Genomic DNA, 15998 nt, shown 5'->3' with positions numbered 1-15998 from the left:
CACAGCGCCCAGGTCCCGGGTGCGCTCGCCATCGCCTGGGGCGTCCTCGGCACGCTGCGCAGGGACCCCGACCTCCTCGCGGACGCTGCGGCCGAGGCCGACCGGATCGGTCTCGGCTGCCGACCGTGGGAGTGGTCGCCCGGCGGGCCCGAGCGTCGGGCCGCCGTGATGGTCACCGAGCGCCCGGCGCCGCTCGAGCTGCGCTGCTTCGGCGGATTCGTGGTCCGCGTCGACGGCGTGGTCCCGCGCTTCGACGGCGTGCGTCCCCGCGCCCGGTCCCTGCTGCGGATGCTCGCCCTTCACGCTGGCACGCCCGTGCACCGGGAGCTCCTGGTCGACGCGATGTGGCCACAGCTCGACAGCAGCGCCGGCACCCACAACCTGCACGTCTGCGTCTCCAGCCTCCGCGCAGCGCTGGAGCCCGGCGTCGCACGCGGGGCCAGCCGGCTCCTGGTGCGCGACGGGGACCGATACTCGCTGGTGCTGCCGCCGGGCTCGGTCGCCGACCTCCGCGAGTTCGACCATGCCGTGCGGGTGGCGGAGGAGTGCCGCAACCGCGGCGACGTCGAGCAGGCTGTCGCCTCCCTCGAGCGCGCGCTCGACCTCTACCGCGGTGACGTCCTGCCCGAGGACGGTCCGTCGGAATGGGTGGTCGGAGTCCGCGACCGGTACCGGGTGCGAGCAGCGGAGGCCGCCGCGCTGCTCGCCGACCTCCACCTCGTCCAGGCACGGCCCTGCGACGCCGCGGTGGCCGCGCAGCGCAGCATCGACATCGAACCCTGCCGGGACGCCTCCTGGCGCCTGCTGATCAAGGCGTACGACGCGGCGCAGGACCTCGCCGCAGCAGAGCGTGCCCGACGGTCCTACGCCTCGGTGCTGGCCTCGCTCGGCGTCGTGGAGTCGACCGCCGACCTGGTCCGCGCCGACCGCTGACGATCGTCCGACCCGCGCGGGGTGACCTGCCGCCGGTCACTCGGTGTTCGGCACCGAGAGCTCGCCCCCGAGGAGGGCAGAGATGTCGCACCGCGCCGCGGGAGGCGAGTCAGGAGGGGTGCCCGGCGTCCGGCAGGTGACGACGAGTCGGATGTCCTCGGAGGCCACGATCGGAGAGACGAAGTGGAAGTCGAGGTCGCGGAAGTTCTCGAGCGCGACCTCCATCTGGACGTCGCCGTCGACGAACAGCGTGGCGCGGCCGATGTCACCCTGCGGGTTGCTGAGCACGACGTCGGTCAGGCGGTACACCCCGTCCTCGGGGACGTCGTAGGTGTCCTCGCCCGCGTTGTTGTCGAGCGGGGTGGTGTGGAGCCGGGTGGACACGTCATTCAGCAGGACCCGGGGCGGAGGATCCTGGCCCGCGACCTCATCGGCCTTGTCGGCCGACTTCTGGGCGTTCGAGGCCGCCCCATTCGCCGCCTCGGCGTTCTCCTTCGCCGCGCTCGACGCCTCCTTCGCCTCTGCCGCCGCCACCTCGGCCTCGGCCGCGGCCTCCTCGGCGGCCTCCTTGGCCTGCGACTCGATGGTGGGCTTCAGGACGGTGAACCACAGCGCGATCAGCGCCGCTGCGAGCAGGAGGAGCCCCAGCAGGAGCCAGACCAGCCACTTCGGGATCACCGGGGTCTGCACGTAGCTGCCGTCCAGGGCCACGGGCGTGCTGTTCTCGGGAGCCACCTCGACCACGAAGGGGTGGGTGACCGGCTGGCCGCGCCAGATGGCACGACGGGCCTTCACACGCACCTTGGTGAAGCGTGCCTCGCCGGGCGGGACGACCAGGCCGAGCGGGTCGACCGCCAACCGGACGCGGTCTCCCTCGGATCCCGCATGCACGAGAACGTTCACGGGCACGTTTCCACGATTGTCGATCGCCACCTGGTGTCGGCCCCGCCGTCCCTGCGACGTCCTCGGGATCAGCTCGGCGGTGGTCTCGAGGAAGGGGAGGATCTCGACGACCCCTTCGGGCACCACGGCCTCGTGCGGGTTGTCGCGAGGGGTGACCACGACGCCGAAGCGCTGCTCTCCTGCGGGCGTCCTCGCCGACCGCGGCGGGCGGAAGGTGACGGTGGCGGTGGTCGACGTACCCGGGTAGAGCGACACCTGCGCAGGCTCGACGATCGCCCAGCCGGCGGGCGCGCCGACCACGGTGATGTCGTAGCCCTCCACGACGGTGCCGTTGTTCCTGATCTGGAGCGGGATCACCGCCTCCGAGCCGGGGTCGAGCTGCACCGAGGGAGAGTCGAGGCTTGCAGTCGTCGTCACGCGGCTCACGCTAGGTCTCGCCCATCGCGGCCATACCCGACGGACGGGTGGACTTCGGGGCAACCCGATCTGCCCGTTGAGCCAGTGTTGAGTGCACGCAGAGTGCCCTCTGGTGTGCTCACCCGGACCGCAGCTCCCAGCTCCGCAGCACCAGCCCTCAGGAGTGATCACGCCATGAACCGCCATGTCAGAGTCCACGTCCACGCTGTCGACCCGATCCTGAAGGCAGGGGTCGTCAGCCATCTCCGTCCACGCCCCGAGGTCCGCATCGTGTCGGAGGAGGATGCCGAGCAGGCGTGCGTCGCGGTCGTCGTCGCCGACCGGGTCGACGACGCCACCCTGCACCTGCTCCGCAAGCTTCATCGTGAGTCCGCCGGCCCTCGCACGGTGCTGGTGGTCGGGGACCTCGACGATGCCGACCTGGTCGACGTCGTCGAGGCGGGGGTCGTCGGTGTGCTCCGTCGGCCGGACGCCAGCGCCGACCGGCTCGTCACGGCCATCCTCGCCGCGGCACGGAACGAGGGCACGGTGCCTCCGGACCTGCTCGGCCGGCTGCTCGACCAGGTGGGCGCCCTGCAGCGGGGCGTCCTCGGACCGAAGGGCATCGCCTTCAACGGCCTCGCCGCGCGGGAGATCGAGGTGCTCAAGCTGGTGGCCGACGGCTGTGACACCAGCGAGATCGCCACGAAGCTCGCCTACTCCGAGCGGACCGTGAAGAACGTGCTGCACGACATCACCACCCGGCTCCAGTTGCGCAACCGGTCGCACGCGGTGGCCTACGCGCTGCGGCAGGGTCTCATCTGACACGGAGCGACCGGGTAGCCGGCGACCGACGGCGAGCGTGCCCGATCGGCCGGCGTGGCCTGCCCCTCCGCCTGCCCGAACGTCCGAGCGCCGTGCCCGTTCGGATGGACCGGCACGCAGGGTCGAGGGCGCGTCGTTCGGCCACGATCGAGGCATTGCGATGAGGAGACGACTGGTGAAACGAAACCGCCTCACGGCGGCCACGCTCGCGTGCGTGGTGTCGCCCGCCGTACTGCTGCCCGCGATCACCTCGCAGGCCGGCCCGCCGGGGCCGGCCGGGCAGGTCGCAGCGGCCCTGCAGCCGGGGCAGTCGCGGCTCGCGTTCACCGACGAGCGCGACCAGGTCTACCGGGCGGACGTGACGCTGAACACCTTCAACGGCGGGATCGCGGACGCCGCTGGGACCAGGGAGTCGCTCTTCGCTCCCGAGCTCGGGTTCTCCGACGTCCCCGTGCACGAGGGCGAGCTCAGCATCGGGTTCGACGACACGCGGGTGTATGTGAGCACGGCCGACTCCCCGGGTGGGGACGTGTACGTCGAGGTGGGTGGCGAGCCGGTGCGGGTGACCTGCGACTCCGCCATCGAGACCCATCCCGTCGTCAACGTCGCCGGCTGGATCGCCTACTCCTCCGACCGGGACAGCGACGGCGACGACGTCGCCGAGACCGACCCGGACATCTGGGTCGCGCTGCAGCAGACCAACGTCCCGGAGGACTGCGACGACTGGCAGCACGTCAACATCACCGACCAGCTCGACGAGGGGTCGGACCTCTGGCCCAGCTGGCACTGGATCTTCGGCGACGGCGGACCGGACACTCACACGCTGGTGTGGAGCCGCGCCGAGCCCGGGCAGCTTCCCGACCTCGTCAAGAGCGGCGTCCCGAGCACGTGGATCATGGATCCCGATCCCGCGGCCTGGCTGCCGGAGCAGCTGACCGACACGGTCGGTCTCGCCGAGACCCAACCCGCCGTGCATCCGCTGTCGGACGACATCGTCTTCACCACCACAGAGGACCGGCCCGACGGCTCGCTGCGCCTGATGGACATCGACGACCCCGACGACCCCTCGAACCCCTGGGTCGGGATGCCGATACCGGCGTCGAGCGAGCCGGCGTGGCTGGTGAGCTCTAGTGGGGTCAACCCCTACATCGCCTACACCCGGCGCCAGGAGGACCCGTACGGCGACATCGCCACGGTGCGGTTCGACGACCCCCCAGGCCCGGGAGATCCGGTCTTCTTCCGCGACAGCCCGGTGCTCACGACCCCAGGCGTGGCAGAGACCCACCCGGCCTGGCTCGACGGGTTCGGCGCGAGCGACATAAGCGGCACGATCGCCTACACCGCACGCGTCGTGCACACCCGGATCGACCCCAGCGACAGCCGGGTGCTCGACGCCGACGTCGCTGAGGTGCTGCTGGACGGCACCGACCGGGCCGTGCCCATCGACCAGACCGAGGATGTCGATGGCGAGGCCGTCCGAGTCGACGAGGCCGGGCCGGACTACTCGCCCGACGGCCGGCGGATCGCCTTCAGCCGGCAGGTCGGGGTGAGCGACTCCCTGCAGCCGGTCGAGCGGGAGATCTGGGTCGCCGATGCCAACGGCGGCAACGCGGCTCCCCTCGCCGGGACCGGGCACCAGCCGACCGATCGCGACCGCGACCCGGTCTGGTCGCCGGACGGCAGCAGGATCGCGTTCGTCCGGGAGTCCATCCCGTCGACCGGGTCGTCGGCCAGCCCGCAGGTGATGGTGGTCGACCTGGTGGCGGAGTCGGTCCAACGCATCACACCGACGCCCGGCATCGACACCCCGGTCGACGCCCTGGACAACCACAGCTGGGCGGACTCCGACCCCGACTGGTCGCCCGACGGACAGCGACTGATCCTGCGACGGACGCTCACACCATGCTGCGACGGCAGTGTCATCTTCCGTCCACCGCCGGGGTGGTCGGCCGCCGCCGACCGGCTCCCGGGCCGGCTCGAGACGACGCCGACCAACGACGACGGCCTGTGGGTGGTGCCGGTCCAGGAGAACAGCATCGGGGTGCGGGTGCAGTTCTGCCCCTTCGCGGAGAGCTGCCAGAACGTGACCGGCCGCAACCCCGCGTGGGCGCCGGACGGGTCGGCGATCGTGTACTCGGTGCGCGGCGAGCTGGTCCTCGGCACGATCACCGCGAACACCGACACGGCCTTCCAGGTCGAGCGCGAGCAGCTCACCGGGTTCCGCGCGTCCGGCGAGCCGACCGACGCCGGCTACGTCCTCTCGCGCGCCGACGATCCCGCCTGGGCGCCGGACAGCAGTGAGATCGCCTTCAGCGGCCAGCCCATCGGCCAGCCCGACCAGCGCGGCATCTACCGGATCGCTCTCGACGGCACGGGCCTAGCCGTCGTCACCGACGGCCGGGGGCCCGAGACCGAGCCCACCCACCAGCCCCACGCCGACGTCGCCGTGACCGTCACCCTCAGCGCCACGCCGGTCGCCGTCGGCGATCCGATCGCAGCCACGTTCACCGCCGCCAACGACGGCCCGGTGCCTGCGAGAGAGGTCGCACTGGTCACCGCGCTCGCGCCGGGAGCGGTGGTGGCCTCCGCCGAGGCCACCAGCGGCCCGCCGGCCACCTGCGCTGCGGACGGGACCGGCTGCACGATCCCGGTGCTGGCGCCTTTGGAGACCCTGACCTATGTCGTCACCTTCAGCCATCCCGCCGAGGTCGCCGGTGGCGTCGCCGCCGGGACCGTGAGCGCCTCGACGGTGGACCCGAATCTGACGAACAACAGCGCCGAGGCGCCGTACGACGTCGTGTCGGTGCCGCTGACCCCGCGGTCGGACGTCGCCGTCCGGCTCCTCCTCGACGAGCACACCGGCTACGTCGGCGGCCAGCGCGTGGCGCAGGTACGGGTCCGGAACCACGGCCCGCAGACCGCACTGGGCGTCACCGTCACTGCGACGTGGCCGGCGGGGCTGGTCGCGACCGTGCCGGTGCCGGGGCCGGATCCGCTCGTGCCACCCCAGCAGCCGACCCCTGCCTGCCTCCCGGCCGGTGATCCCTGCCTGCTCGGGTCCCTCGCCCCGGGGGAGCTGGTGGTGTTCGAGGTCGCGGTCGCGACACCGGCCGAGGGCGACCACACGATCGATGCCGTCGTCAGCTCGACGACCGTCGATCCGGCCACGGCGAACAACCGGTCCTCCGTGGAGCTGCCGGTCCTCCAGCCGTCGATCCGGCTGGTGCCGGCCGTCGCGCGGCCGGGCCAGGTGGTCCTCGCCTACGGGGAGGACATGCCTCCGGGCACGCAGGTGGTCCTCAGCTGGCGGCCGGGTGTCGTCCTTCGTCCCGGGCCGCTGACCGTCGCTCCCGACGGCACCATCCGCAACTCCATCCTCATCGTTCGGCGCGAGCAGCTGGGAGAGCGCACCATCACCGCCACCAGCCAGACCACCGAGTTCGCGCCGGTGACGGGCGACGCTCTCGTGGTCCTCCGGACGATGTCACCGCCGCACCTGGTCGGAAGGGGCTAGCCGTGCTCTCACAGGTCGACGACGCACTGCGCGAGATCGTCCGCGGCGACGCCGTCGACGCGGACATCGACGTCGTGTTCGACGCGCCCACGAAGGACTGGGCCGCCCGGCGCAACGCGCCGACGGTCAACCTCTACCTCTACGACATCCGGGAGGACACCAAGCATCGCGCGACCGGCTTCCTCGAGCGACTCGACGACACGGGGCGGGTCGTCGCACGGATCCCGGCGCCACGGTTCTTCAAGCTCAGCTATCTCGTCACGGCCTGGACCCAACGGCCCGAGGACGAGCACCGCCTGCTCGACGGCCTGCTCCGCGCCTTCATCAAGTACGACGCCCTGCCGGACCACCTCGTCGTCGGACCCCTGGCCGAGCCACACGAGCCCGTGAAGGTCACGATCGGGCTGCCGCCGCCCGAGGACCGTGCGTTCGCGGACGTCTGGTCGGCGCTCGGCGGCGAGCTCAAGCCGTCGCTGGACCTGGTCGTGGTCGCCCCGGTGTTCACCGGCAAGGTCTACGAGGCCGGTCCGCCGGTCGACGAGGGGCTCGTCATCGACACCACCGACCTGGTCAACGGCGGCACCGGCCGACGTCAGGCCCACGTGCCGCCACCACCCTCGCAGGAGGCCGCCGCACGACTCGGCCTCGGTGACGATGCCGGCGAGACTTCGTCGGCGGCGGCTGCCGCCGGGCGTCGGAGCAGCAGCAACCTCGTGAACCTCGGGAAGGCACGTCCCCGCGGCCGGAGCAGCTGATGGCACCGCAGAGCCTCGTCCACGTGCTGGGGCGCCTGGCCGCGATCGAGGAGCGGATCCGGGTTCTCGTGCAGCTGCGCCGCTCGACCGATCCCAATCCCGACGACCCGTTCCGCGGGCTCTACCTCGACGACGCGGCCGTCGACCGGCTGCTGGCCGGTCCGCGGCAGGTCGGCGACTGGTCGGACCGCGCGCAGGGGACCGCGGTCGAGTCCTCGGCCGACGACGCCGAGGACGCCGGGGCGCGGTTGCGGCTGCGCGACCTCGCCGCGAACTTCGGACTCGACCCGGTCGACGTCGACCTGCTCCTGATCGGCATCGCTGCGGACGTCGACCCGCGCTTCGAGGGCCTGTTCGGCTACCTGAACGACGACGTCAGCCGTCGTCGGCCCTCGGTCGCAGTCGCACTGGAGCTGGCCGGCGTCCCGCTCGGGACGCCGGAGGGGTACGCCCACCTCCTTCACGGCCCGCTCGCCACCGGCGGACTGGTCGAGCTCGACGAGCAGGACCGGCCGTTCGGCGGCCGGGGCGTGCGGGTGCCGGACCGGGTGGTGGCCTACCTGCTCGGCGACGACGCGATCGACGTGGCCCTGGCGCCGGTCGTGGTGGACGTGCCCGACGTGCCGTGGGGTGACCCGACGCCGCTGACCCGCGCCATCGAGGACGGTGTCCCGCTGATCTACCTCAGGGAGCCGGCGACCGGGTCCGGCCGGGTGCTCGCCGCCGAGGCGCTTCGCCTGACCGGTCACCGAAGCATCCACCTCGACCTCACCCGCCTGCTGCGCCAGCCCGACCCCGAGCGGCTCGCGCGGGTCGCCGCACGGGAGGCCCGACTGTCCGGGGCCGGTCTGGTGGCCGGTCCGGTGACGGCGTTGGAGGACCGCCCGGCCCTGGTCGCTCACCTGCTGGCCGAGCCGCGGCCGGTACTGGTGGTGGGCGCCCGCGTCTGGGATCCCGCCTGGTCCACGCACTCGGTGCTCCAGCTGACCGTGCCCGAGAGCACGACGGCCGAGCGCCGTGAGGTGTGGCGCTTCGCCCTGGGCGGGGCGGGTGCGGGCACCGACGTGCTCGCCGCCACCGACCAGTTCCGGCTCCGCCCGGAGGACGTCGTACGAGCGGCGCGGTCCGCGCGCCTCCAGGCGTCCGTGGCAGGCGCCGCGGTGGGACCCCGGCACATCGTGCTGGGCGCCCGCGCGGAGAACGGCTCGGCCCTCGACCGGCTGGCCCGACGAGTGGAGCCCGCGGTCTCCTGGGCAGATCTGGTCCTGCCCCCGACCGTGATGACCGCCCTGGAGGAGGTCGCGCTTCGGGCTCGGCACCGGGAGAAGGTGCTCGGCGAGTGGCGGATGCGGCCCGGGGGAGGGCGCGGCATCGGGGTCGCGGCGCTCTTCGCGGGCGACTCCGGCACCGGCAAGACGATGGCCACCGAGGTGATCGCCCACGACCTCGGCCTGGAGCTGTACGTGGTGGACCTCGCCACGGTCGTGGACAAGTACATCGGCGAGACCGAGAAGAACCTCGAGCGGATCTTCGCAGCCGCGGCCGACGTCAACGCCGTACTCCTCTTCGACGAGGCGGACGCCGTCTTCGGCAAGCGGTCCGAGGTGCGCGACGCCCACGACCGGTACGCCAACGTCGAGAGCGCCTACCTCCTGCAGCGGATGGAGTCCTTCGACGGCCTGATCATCCTGGCGACGAACCTGCGCGCCAACATCGACGACGCGTTCACGCGGCGCCTCGACGTGCTGGTCGACTTCCCCCTCCCCGATGAGAGCGGCCGGCTCTCGCTGTGGGACAGCTGCCTGGGACGGACCATCCGCCGGGAGCCCGACGTCGACCTGGCCTTCCTCGCGAAGTCCTTCGAGCTCGCCGGAGGCTCGATCCGGTCCTCCGCGGTGACGGCGGCCTACCTGGCGGCCGCCGATGCCGGCGTGATCGGGATGAAGCACCTGGTGACCGCGGTGCACCGGGAGTACCGCAAGCTCGGCCGGCTCTGCCTGGAGTCCGAGTTCGGACCGTACTGGCAGTTCCTCCGCGACAGTGCGTGACCGTTGCCCGAACGGGCAGGCACCCTTGCCCCGCTTGATCGTGGTCCGGACCTTGGCCCTGGCGATGCGCGGGAGCAGCGTGGTCCCAAGTCCGACCTGGAGGCAGCCATGCACCTGCACGACCGAGAGAACCTGGACCTGGAGGGCGTCGCCGGAGCGCGCGCCAAGACCGACGCGCCCGACCCGGTGCAGATGAAGGCCGCGCTTGCCGGCCGCCCGGACGTCCTGGGGCACAGCGGCCTGCTCGGCCTGCAACGAGCGGCCGGAAACTCGGCCGCGGCCGGGATGATGGAGGATGCGCCCGCCGTCCAGGACGTGGTCTCGGGCAGCGGGCAGCCCATCGATGCCGACGTGCGCGGAGACCTCGAGGCCCGCATGGGCCACGACTTCAGCGACGTCCGCGTGCACACCGGGGATGCCGCGGACGCGTCCGCGCGGTCGGTCAGTGCGCACGCCTACACCGTCGGCTCGAACATCGTCTTCCAGCGCGGCGCCTACGACCCGGGCTCGGCGGCGGGCCAGAGGATGCTCGCCCACGAGCTCACCCACGTCGTCCAGCAGCGGAGCGGCCCTGTCGACGGCACGCCGATCGGCGGCGGGATCTCGGTCAGCGACCCGTCGGACCGGTTCGAGCGTGAGGCCGCCGCCAACGCCGAGACCGTGATGTCCCAGCCTGCTCCGGTGCAGCGGCACGCGGAGGACGAGGGGTCCGTGCAGACCGCTCCCGATGCGGCTCTCGGGCCGGTCCAGCGTGAGGAGGAGCAGGAGCAGGAAGAGGACGTGAAGGCCTGAGTCGCTGCCTGACCGGAGCGCATCCCATGAGCGTCGCGCGGGAATCGGCCCGCGCTCCTGAGCCGGACGGCGGCGCTCGGCACAGCCTGGGCACCGTCCAACCACGGGGACGCCCAGCCGAGATGCTGGCCCTCCAGCGCGCGGCCGGCAACCGGGCGGTCGCGGCGGCGGTGAGGAGTCGCCAGGCCCCCGTCCGCAGGGCACCCGTCACCTCTCCGTCGTCGGCCGAGCGTCCGCCGCTGATGTCGGCGCCGTCGGCGCCATCGACGGCCGCCGGCGAGCCGGTGGTCCAGGGCGACTTCCTCGACGACGTCGTTGGTGGGCTGGCAGAGGTCGGCGGCGGGGTCCGGGACCGGGCGCTCGGGTGGATCAGGGACCGTGCCCGCTCCCTGCCCGGCTACGGGCTCCTCTGTGTCGTCCTGGGCAAGGACGTGATCACCGACGCGCCGGTACAGCGCACCGGCGCCGCCCTCATCGACGGGTTCCTGGGGCTGATCCCGGGGTCCGACCGCATCCGGCAGAACCTCCAGGAGTCCGGCGCGACCGAGAAGGCCGGTCAGTGGCTGGACGAGGAGGTGCCCAAGCTCGGCCTCACGTTCGACGCGGTGAAGGCGCTGTTCCGACGGGCCTGGGACGCGCTCGACGTCACCGACCTCGTCGACCCCGCCGGCGCCTGGGCCAAGCTGGTCGACATCTTCGCCGACCCGGTACGGCGGCTGCGGGACTTCGCGGTCGGGGCTGCCCGCAAGCTGATGGAGTTCGTGTTCGAGGGGGCGCTGTCCCTCGCCGGCGGCGCGGGCCAGGCAGTGATGGGGATCATCAGGCGGGCCGGAGGCGTCTTCGACCAGATCATCGCGAACCCGATCGGATTCGCCGGCAACCTCGTGGCAGCCGTGCGGGGCGGACTGGGACAGTTCCTCGCGAACGTCGGAGCGCACCTGCGCAACGGGCTGATCGGTTGGCTGACGGGCGCACTCGGTGGCGTGATCCGGATTCCCGAGCGGTTCGACCTCCGGGGCATCCTCGGGATGGCGATGGACCTCCTCGGCCTCACCTGGGACCGGGTCCGCGGCCGGCTGGTGAGGCTGGTCGGGGACCGGGTCGTCGGCGCACTCGAGCGCGGAGCCGGCATCATCTCCGACCTCGCCCAGCGGGGGCTGGCCGCCATCACCGACCGCATCAGCCAGTTCACCGAGGGCCTCCTCGACACGGTGCTCGGCGGGATCCGGGAGTGGGTCACCCAGTCGGTCGTCGGCGCCGCGATCACCCGGCTGATCTCCATGTTCAACCCGGCCGGTGCCGTGATCCAGGCCGTGATCGCGATCTACAACACGGTCCAGTTCTTCATCGAGCGCGCGCAGCAGCTCGCCTCCCTCGCCTCGGCCGTGTTCGACTCGATCGCGGCGATCGCGTCCGGCAACCTCAGCAGCGCGATCACCTGGGTCGAGCAGGCGCTGTCACGGGCGGTCCCCGCCGTCCTCGGCTTCCTGTCCAGGCTGATCGGCATCGGTGACATCGCGACGCCCGTGCGCAACGTCATGCAGCGGGTGCACGGCGTGATCGACCAGGCGCTCGACCGGGTCATCAACTGGATCGCCGGGCTGGCGCGGCGCGCGGCGGGGGCGCTGGGCCGGGGCGCCGGAAGGGTCCGCGAAGGTGCGCGGGAGGTCGGAGAGAGGCTCGGGATCATCCGCAAGCCGGTGCGTGCCCCCGGCGAGTCGCACACCATCAGTGTCGACCCCGACACGCGGCAGATCCGGATGGCCTCGACGGAGGGACCCATCAAGGACGTCATCAGAGCGAGGTACACCGCACTCCAGGGCCGATGGCGGGCGGAGGGGCGCACCGTTCCTGACGTGGAGCAGTTCGTGAGCGCGGTGATGGCGCAGATCGACCGTGCGCAGGCGACCATCAACAACAGTCGACAGAACGCCTCGGCGACTGCCAACGCCCAGCTTGACCGCCTGGTTCCCCTGGTGACCGACCTGCTGATCCGCATCGGCTCGACGGAGACACGCACCGGTGCTGATCGCCCGACCGGCATCGGCAACGTGGCACCGCACAGAAGCCAGCCTTCGCGGAACACCGGCGATCACCCCGACCGTCATCTCGAGTCCGAGCACGTCATCCCGGTGCGGGTGGTGTCGACGCTCCTCGAGCAGCTGGGGGAGACGGAGATCATCGAGCGCGGCGGACCCGAGGACACCCGTCAACACACGGTGATGGTCTACAAGGGTGCGGCCACCTCGAAGACGAGAGGCACCGAGAGCGGGGACTCGAACCTCATCCGTCAGCTCAAGTCGATCGCGGCCACGGGAGCTCCGGCGATCGAAGGCAGCAACATCACTGCGCGCCGGGTCCGCGGCTCCGGGCGCCTCGCCGAGGTGCGGCAGAGCTTCGCGGCCAAGTCCGCTCGTCTGATGGCGGTCCTGGTGGAGCGGCTGCCGGCGATCGCAGCCGCACGCATCGACTACACGGCGCGCAAGGTGACGGATGACCACCAGCCCTCAAAGCACGCGGGCCGCGGCCACACCGAGGTCCTTCCGAGTGCTGACCGGATCCGCACGGCCGCAGCGCTGCAGGCCCAGGACATCGCGACGATCGTCAGCTCCCGTCTCCGTCAGCAGCCGTGAGTGCATCCGGGACCCGACTGCACGATCGGGCACGAGACCCTTCCTGACAAGGCGACCTGAGGGACCTGCCCGTACCCCGCGGGGACGGCAAGGCTGAGCGCATCCAACAGCTCAGGAGGGCAGCATGCCGAACTACCTCTCGCCCGGGGTGTACGTCGAGGAGATGCCGGCCGGCACGCGGCCGATCGAGGGCGTGGGGACGTCCGTCGCCGCGTTCGTGGGCCTGGCTGCCAAAGGACCGGTCAACGAGCCGATCCTGGTGTCCAACTGGTCGCAGTTCACCGATTCCTTCGGAGACTTCGTAGAGAACTCCTACCTCGCTCACTCCGTCTACGGCTGGTTCCTCAACGGCGGCGGCAACTGCTTCGTCGTACGGATCGCGCCCAACAGCGGGCGCAAGGGCGGCGGCTCCACGCCGAAGGCGATCGCCGCGCCCAAGGTCGCCTCGCTCGGCGGCTACCAGGTCAAGTCCATCGCCAAGGGCGCCCAGGCGGAGAAGAAGATCGAGCTGTCGGTCGAGCCGGCCGGGGGCCAGAACCCGCCGGAGGGCGAGTTCAAGCTCGTCGTGAAGGTGGACGGGAAGCCCGTCGAGACCCACGACCACGTCACCACCAAGGCGCAGGACAACAACATCGCGACCAAGGTCAACCAGGCCTCCAAGCTGATCAACCTCGAGGAGACCACGGAGGGCTCCTCGCTGACGCCGATCAGCCAGGGCAGCGTGGAGCTGGTGGCGCCCGAGGTGACGCCGGAACCGCCCAGCACGGAGAACCTCGGCGCCGGCGACTACGTCGGCGACGTCGCCCAGCGCACGGGCTTCGGCGGTCTCGAGGCCATCGACGAGGTCACCATGGTCGCCGCACCGGACCTCGCCGCCGCGCTGGAGCAGGAGGCGATCGACCTGGACACCTTCAAGGCCGTGCAGCTGGGCATGATCGCCCACTGCGAGCTGATGGGTGACCGGGTCGCGATCCTCGACACCCCGCCGGGCCTCAACGCGCAGCAGGTGCTCGACTGGCGGGTCAAGCAGGCCGGCTACGACTCGAAGTTCGCGACGATGTACTGGCCCTGGGTGGAGGTCTTCGACCCGGCGGCGGGCGCGAACAGGTTCGTGCCGCCCTCGGGCCACATGGCCGGGATCTGGGCCCGGAGCGACGACACCCGAGGCGTGCACAAGGCGCCCGCCAACGAGGTGGTGCGCGGTGCTCTGCGGCTGCAGACCTCGATCACCAAGGCCGAGCACGACCTGCTCAACCCGGTCGGGATCAACTGCGTCCGGTCCTTCCCGGGCCGCGGCGTCCGGGTATGGGGCGCGCGGACGCTGTCCAGTGAGGCGGAGTGGCGCTACCTGAACGTCCGCCGGCTCTTCAACTACCTCGAGGAGTCCATCCTGATGGGCACCCAGTGGGTCGTCTTCGAGCCGAACGATCCCGACCTGTGGGCGCGGATCCGCCGCACGATCAGCTCCTTCCTCATCAACGAGTGGCGCAAGGGCGCACTGTTCGGCACCACGCCCGACGAGGCGTTCTTCGTGAAGTGCGACTCCGAGACCAACCCCGCCGAGGGCATCGACGCCGGCCAGGTGGTCTGCCAGATCGGCGTCGCACCGGTGAAGCCCGCAGAGTTCGTGATCTTCCAGTTGTCCCAGTTCTCCGGCGGCACCAGCCTCGTAGCAGAGTAGGTAGGAACCCGAAATGGCCCTTGCAGACAGCCTCGACTCCGCACCAGCCCACGCCTTCAAGGTCACGATCGACGGGATCCAGGTCCCCAAGGTCAACCAGGTGAGCGGCCTGAAGCAGGAGGTCGACAAGATCGAGCTCAAGCAGCAGACCAGCGACGGCAAGTACGTCGTACGCCAGCTGATCGGGCGCGCGAAGCCCGGTGAGTTCACCGTCACCCGCGGTCTCACCGACTCCAAGACGGTGACCGACTGGCTCAAGACGGTCAGCGAGGGAGACGTCGCCGGGTCGCGGAAGACCGCGTCCGTGGTGCTCCTGGACTATGCCGGTGCGCCGATCAAGACCTACAACTTCACCAACTGCTGGGTCCGCACCGTCGAGGTCAACGAGCTCAAGGCCGGTGCGGCGGAGCAGGCGACCGAGAAGTTCACGGTCTGCTTCGACGAAGTGACGGTGGTCTGATGCAGCGGGGGCCCGCGCTCGCCGAGCCCTCCGCGGAGGCGCCGACGGCCGCGCGCCCCGCACAGGAGGCGCCGCTGCGCACGGAGTTCGACTTCGAGCTCCCGCGCGGGTACGTCGACGGCAACGGCGTCGCGCACCGGCACGGGACGATGCGGCTGGCCACGGCGCGCGACGAGCTGCTGCCGCTCTACGACGAACGGGTCCAGGAGAACGCTGCGTTCACGACGGTGGTGCTGCTGGGCCGGGTGATCACCCGGCTCGGCTCGCTGCCGGCCGTGGACGCCCACGTCGTCGAGAACATGTTCGCCAGCGACGTCGCCTTCCTCCAGGACTTCTACCGGCGGATCAACGCGGAGGGTCACACCCGGGCCGCGGTCACCTGCCCGGAGTGCTCCCACCGGTTCGCGATCGACCTCTCCGGCGGGCGCCTGGGGGAATCGTGACGTACGGGGCCGACCGCATCTACGCGGAGGTCTCGTACGTCGCCTACCACTTCCACTGGTCGCCGGACGCGATCTTGGACATGGAGCACGCCCAGCGGCTGCGCTACGTGCAGGAGATCGCGGCGATCAACACCCGGCTCAACGAGGAGCGCTGAGCGATGGGCTGGTCCTGGCCCTGGCGCCGATCCGACGCGGCCCACTCCGAGGTGCGTCCGGAGCAGTCAGCCGCCGGCACGTCGAGAACGACGGCCTCCCCGCCTGCGCCGTCGCCGATGGGGTGGGCGTTCCTGCCGCCGATCCAACGCCAGCTCGCCGAGCCGATCCAGCCGCTGAGTCGCGGGTTCGCACCCGGCGCGTGGGACTCGCCGGTGTTCACCGGACAGATGACGCACGCGGTCTCCGACGCAGCCCCACAGGGGCTGATCGACGGCGACGGTGGCGGACTCGGCACGCCGGTCCAGCGGTCGACGCACGGACCCGAGCTGACCCTCCTCCCGCCTCCGCGACCGCGGGCCGCGCGGACGGCGCCGCCGACGACCGAAGAGGGCGGGGACGACCACCAGGCGATGGCGGTCGCCGATCCGGGCGATCGCGCCGCGGACGAGCCGGTCCGGT

13 protein-coding genes are annotated in these 15998 nt (G+C 71.6%); 12 read left to right on the top strand and 1 reads right to left on the bottom strand.

Annotated features, from left to right (window positions below):
• A partial coding sequence (locus tag E7Z54_RS14695; RefSeq protein WP_206056234.1) for an AfsR/SARP family transcriptional regulator occupies positions 1 to 933 on the top strand: 933 nt, incomplete at its 5' end.
• Between the two features lie 36 nt (positions 934 to 969).
• On the opposite strand, the gene E7Z54_RS23325 is transcribed toward E7Z54_RS14695, so the two are convergent.
• Entirely contained in the window at positions 970 to 2253 is a 1284-nt protein-coding gene (locus E7Z54_RS23325; RefSeq protein WP_168798342.1) for a hypothetical protein, read from the bottom strand.
• A gap of 174 nt (positions 2254 to 2427) precedes the next feature.
• Here E7Z54_RS23325 and E7Z54_RS14685 point away from each other — a divergent pair, with 174 nt between their 5' ends.
• From E7Z54_RS14685 to E7Z54_RS14640, 11 genes are all read left to right on the top strand, one after another.
• Entirely contained in the window at positions 2428 to 3057 is a 630-nt protein-coding gene (locus tag E7Z54_RS14685) for a LuxR C-terminal-related transcriptional regulator (protein ID WP_136434911.1), read from the top strand.
• A 175-nt stretch (positions 3058 to 3232) separates the two neighbouring features.
• A complete protein-coding gene (locus tag E7Z54_RS14680) occupies positions 3233 to 6571 on the top strand; it encodes a DUF11 domain-containing protein (RefSeq protein ID WP_168798341.1) in 3339 nt (1112 codons plus the stop codon).
• A 2-nt stretch (positions 6572 to 6573) separates the two neighbouring features.
• Positions 6574 to 7326 (top strand): DUF4255 domain-containing protein, encoded by a 753-nt coding sequence (locus E7Z54_RS14675; protein ID WP_136434907.1) that lies wholly within the window; start codon positions 6574 to 6576, stop codon positions 7324 to 7326.
• Positions 7326 to 9374 (top strand): ATP-binding protein, encoded by a 2049-nt coding sequence (locus E7Z54_RS14670; RefSeq protein ID WP_136434905.1) that lies wholly within the window; start codon positions 7326 to 7328, stop codon positions 9372 to 9374. Before E7Z54_RS14675 ends, E7Z54_RS14670 begins: the two co-directional genes overlap by 1 nt.
• A 108-nt stretch (positions 9375 to 9482) precedes the next feature.
• Positions 9483 to 10166: a DUF4157 domain-containing protein gene (locus tag E7Z54_RS14665; protein WP_136434904.1), complete on the top strand. Its 684-nt coding sequence runs from the start codon at positions 9483 to 9485 to the stop codon at positions 10164 to 10166.
• A 26-nt stretch (positions 10167 to 10192) separates the two neighbouring features.
• Positions 10193 to 12799 (top strand): phage tail protein, encoded by a 2607-nt coding sequence (locus tag E7Z54_RS14660; RefSeq protein WP_136434902.1) that lies wholly within the window; start codon positions 10193 to 10195, stop codon positions 12797 to 12799.
• Positions 12800 to 12923: 124 nt separating this feature from the next.
• The gene (locus E7Z54_RS14655) at positions 12924 to 14480 is read left to right on the top strand and encodes a phage tail sheath family protein (RefSeq protein WP_136434900.1); all 1557 of its coding nucleotides are present in this window, start codon (positions 12924 to 12926) and stop codon (positions 14478 to 14480) included.
• A gap of 13 nt (positions 14481 to 14493) precedes the next feature.
• Positions 14494 to 14940: a phage tail protein gene (locus E7Z54_RS14650; RefSeq protein WP_136434898.1), complete on the top strand. Its 447-nt coding sequence runs from the start codon at positions 14494 to 14496 to the stop codon at positions 14938 to 14940.
• The gene (locus E7Z54_RS14645; RefSeq protein WP_136434896.1) at positions 14940 to 15383 is read left to right on the top strand and encodes a hypothetical protein; all 444 of its coding nucleotides are present in this window, start codon (positions 14940 to 14942) and stop codon (positions 15381 to 15383) included. Before E7Z54_RS14650 ends, E7Z54_RS14645 begins: the two co-directional genes overlap by 1 nt.
• The gene (locus E7Z54_RS23320) at positions 15380 to 15538 is read left to right on the top strand and encodes a DUF6760 family protein (protein ID WP_168798340.1); all 159 of its coding nucleotides are present in this window, start codon (positions 15380 to 15382) and stop codon (positions 15536 to 15538) included. Before E7Z54_RS14645 ends, E7Z54_RS23320 begins: the two co-directional genes overlap by 4 nt.
• 3 nt (positions 15539 to 15541) lie before the next feature.
• On the top strand, positions 15542 to 15998 hold a 457-nt coding region (locus E7Z54_RS14640; RefSeq protein ID WP_206056233.1), incomplete at its 3' end, for a hypothetical protein.

Source organism: Nocardioides sp. (assembly GCF_004803405.1).
GTDB lineage: Bacteria > Actinomycetota > Actinomycetes > Propionibacteriales > Nocardioidaceae > Nocardioides > Nocardioides vastitatis.
This window is presented reverse-complemented; position numbering and strand designations above follow the sequence as displayed.

Coding starts and splice junctions, on each gene's coding strand:
- E7Z54_RS14685 (WP_136434911.1), top strand. CDS start 2,428: ATGAACCGCCATGTCAGAGTCCACGTCCACGCTGTCGACCCGATCCTG.
- E7Z54_RS14670 (WP_136434905.1), top strand. CDS start 7,326: ATGGCACCGCAGAGCCTCGTCCACGTGCTGGGGCGCCTGGCCGCGATC.
- E7Z54_RS14665 (WP_136434904.1), top strand. CDS start 9,483: ATGCACCTGCACGACCGAGAGAACCTGGACCTGGAGGGCGTCGCCGGA.
- E7Z54_RS14660 (WP_136434902.1), top strand. CDS start 10,193: ATGAGCGTCGCGCGGGAATCGGCCCGCGCTCCTGAGCCGGACGGCGGC.
- E7Z54_RS14655 (WP_136434900.1), top strand. CDS start 12,924: ATGCCGAACTACCTCTCGCCCGGGGTGTACGTCGAGGAGATGCCGGCC.
- E7Z54_RS14650 (WP_136434898.1), top strand. CDS start 14,494: ATGGCCCTTGCAGACAGCCTCGACTCCGCACCAGCCCACGCCTTCAAG.
- E7Z54_RS14645 (WP_136434896.1), top strand. CDS start 14,940: ATGCAGCGGGGGCCCGCGCTCGCCGAGCCCTCCGCGGAGGCGCCGACG.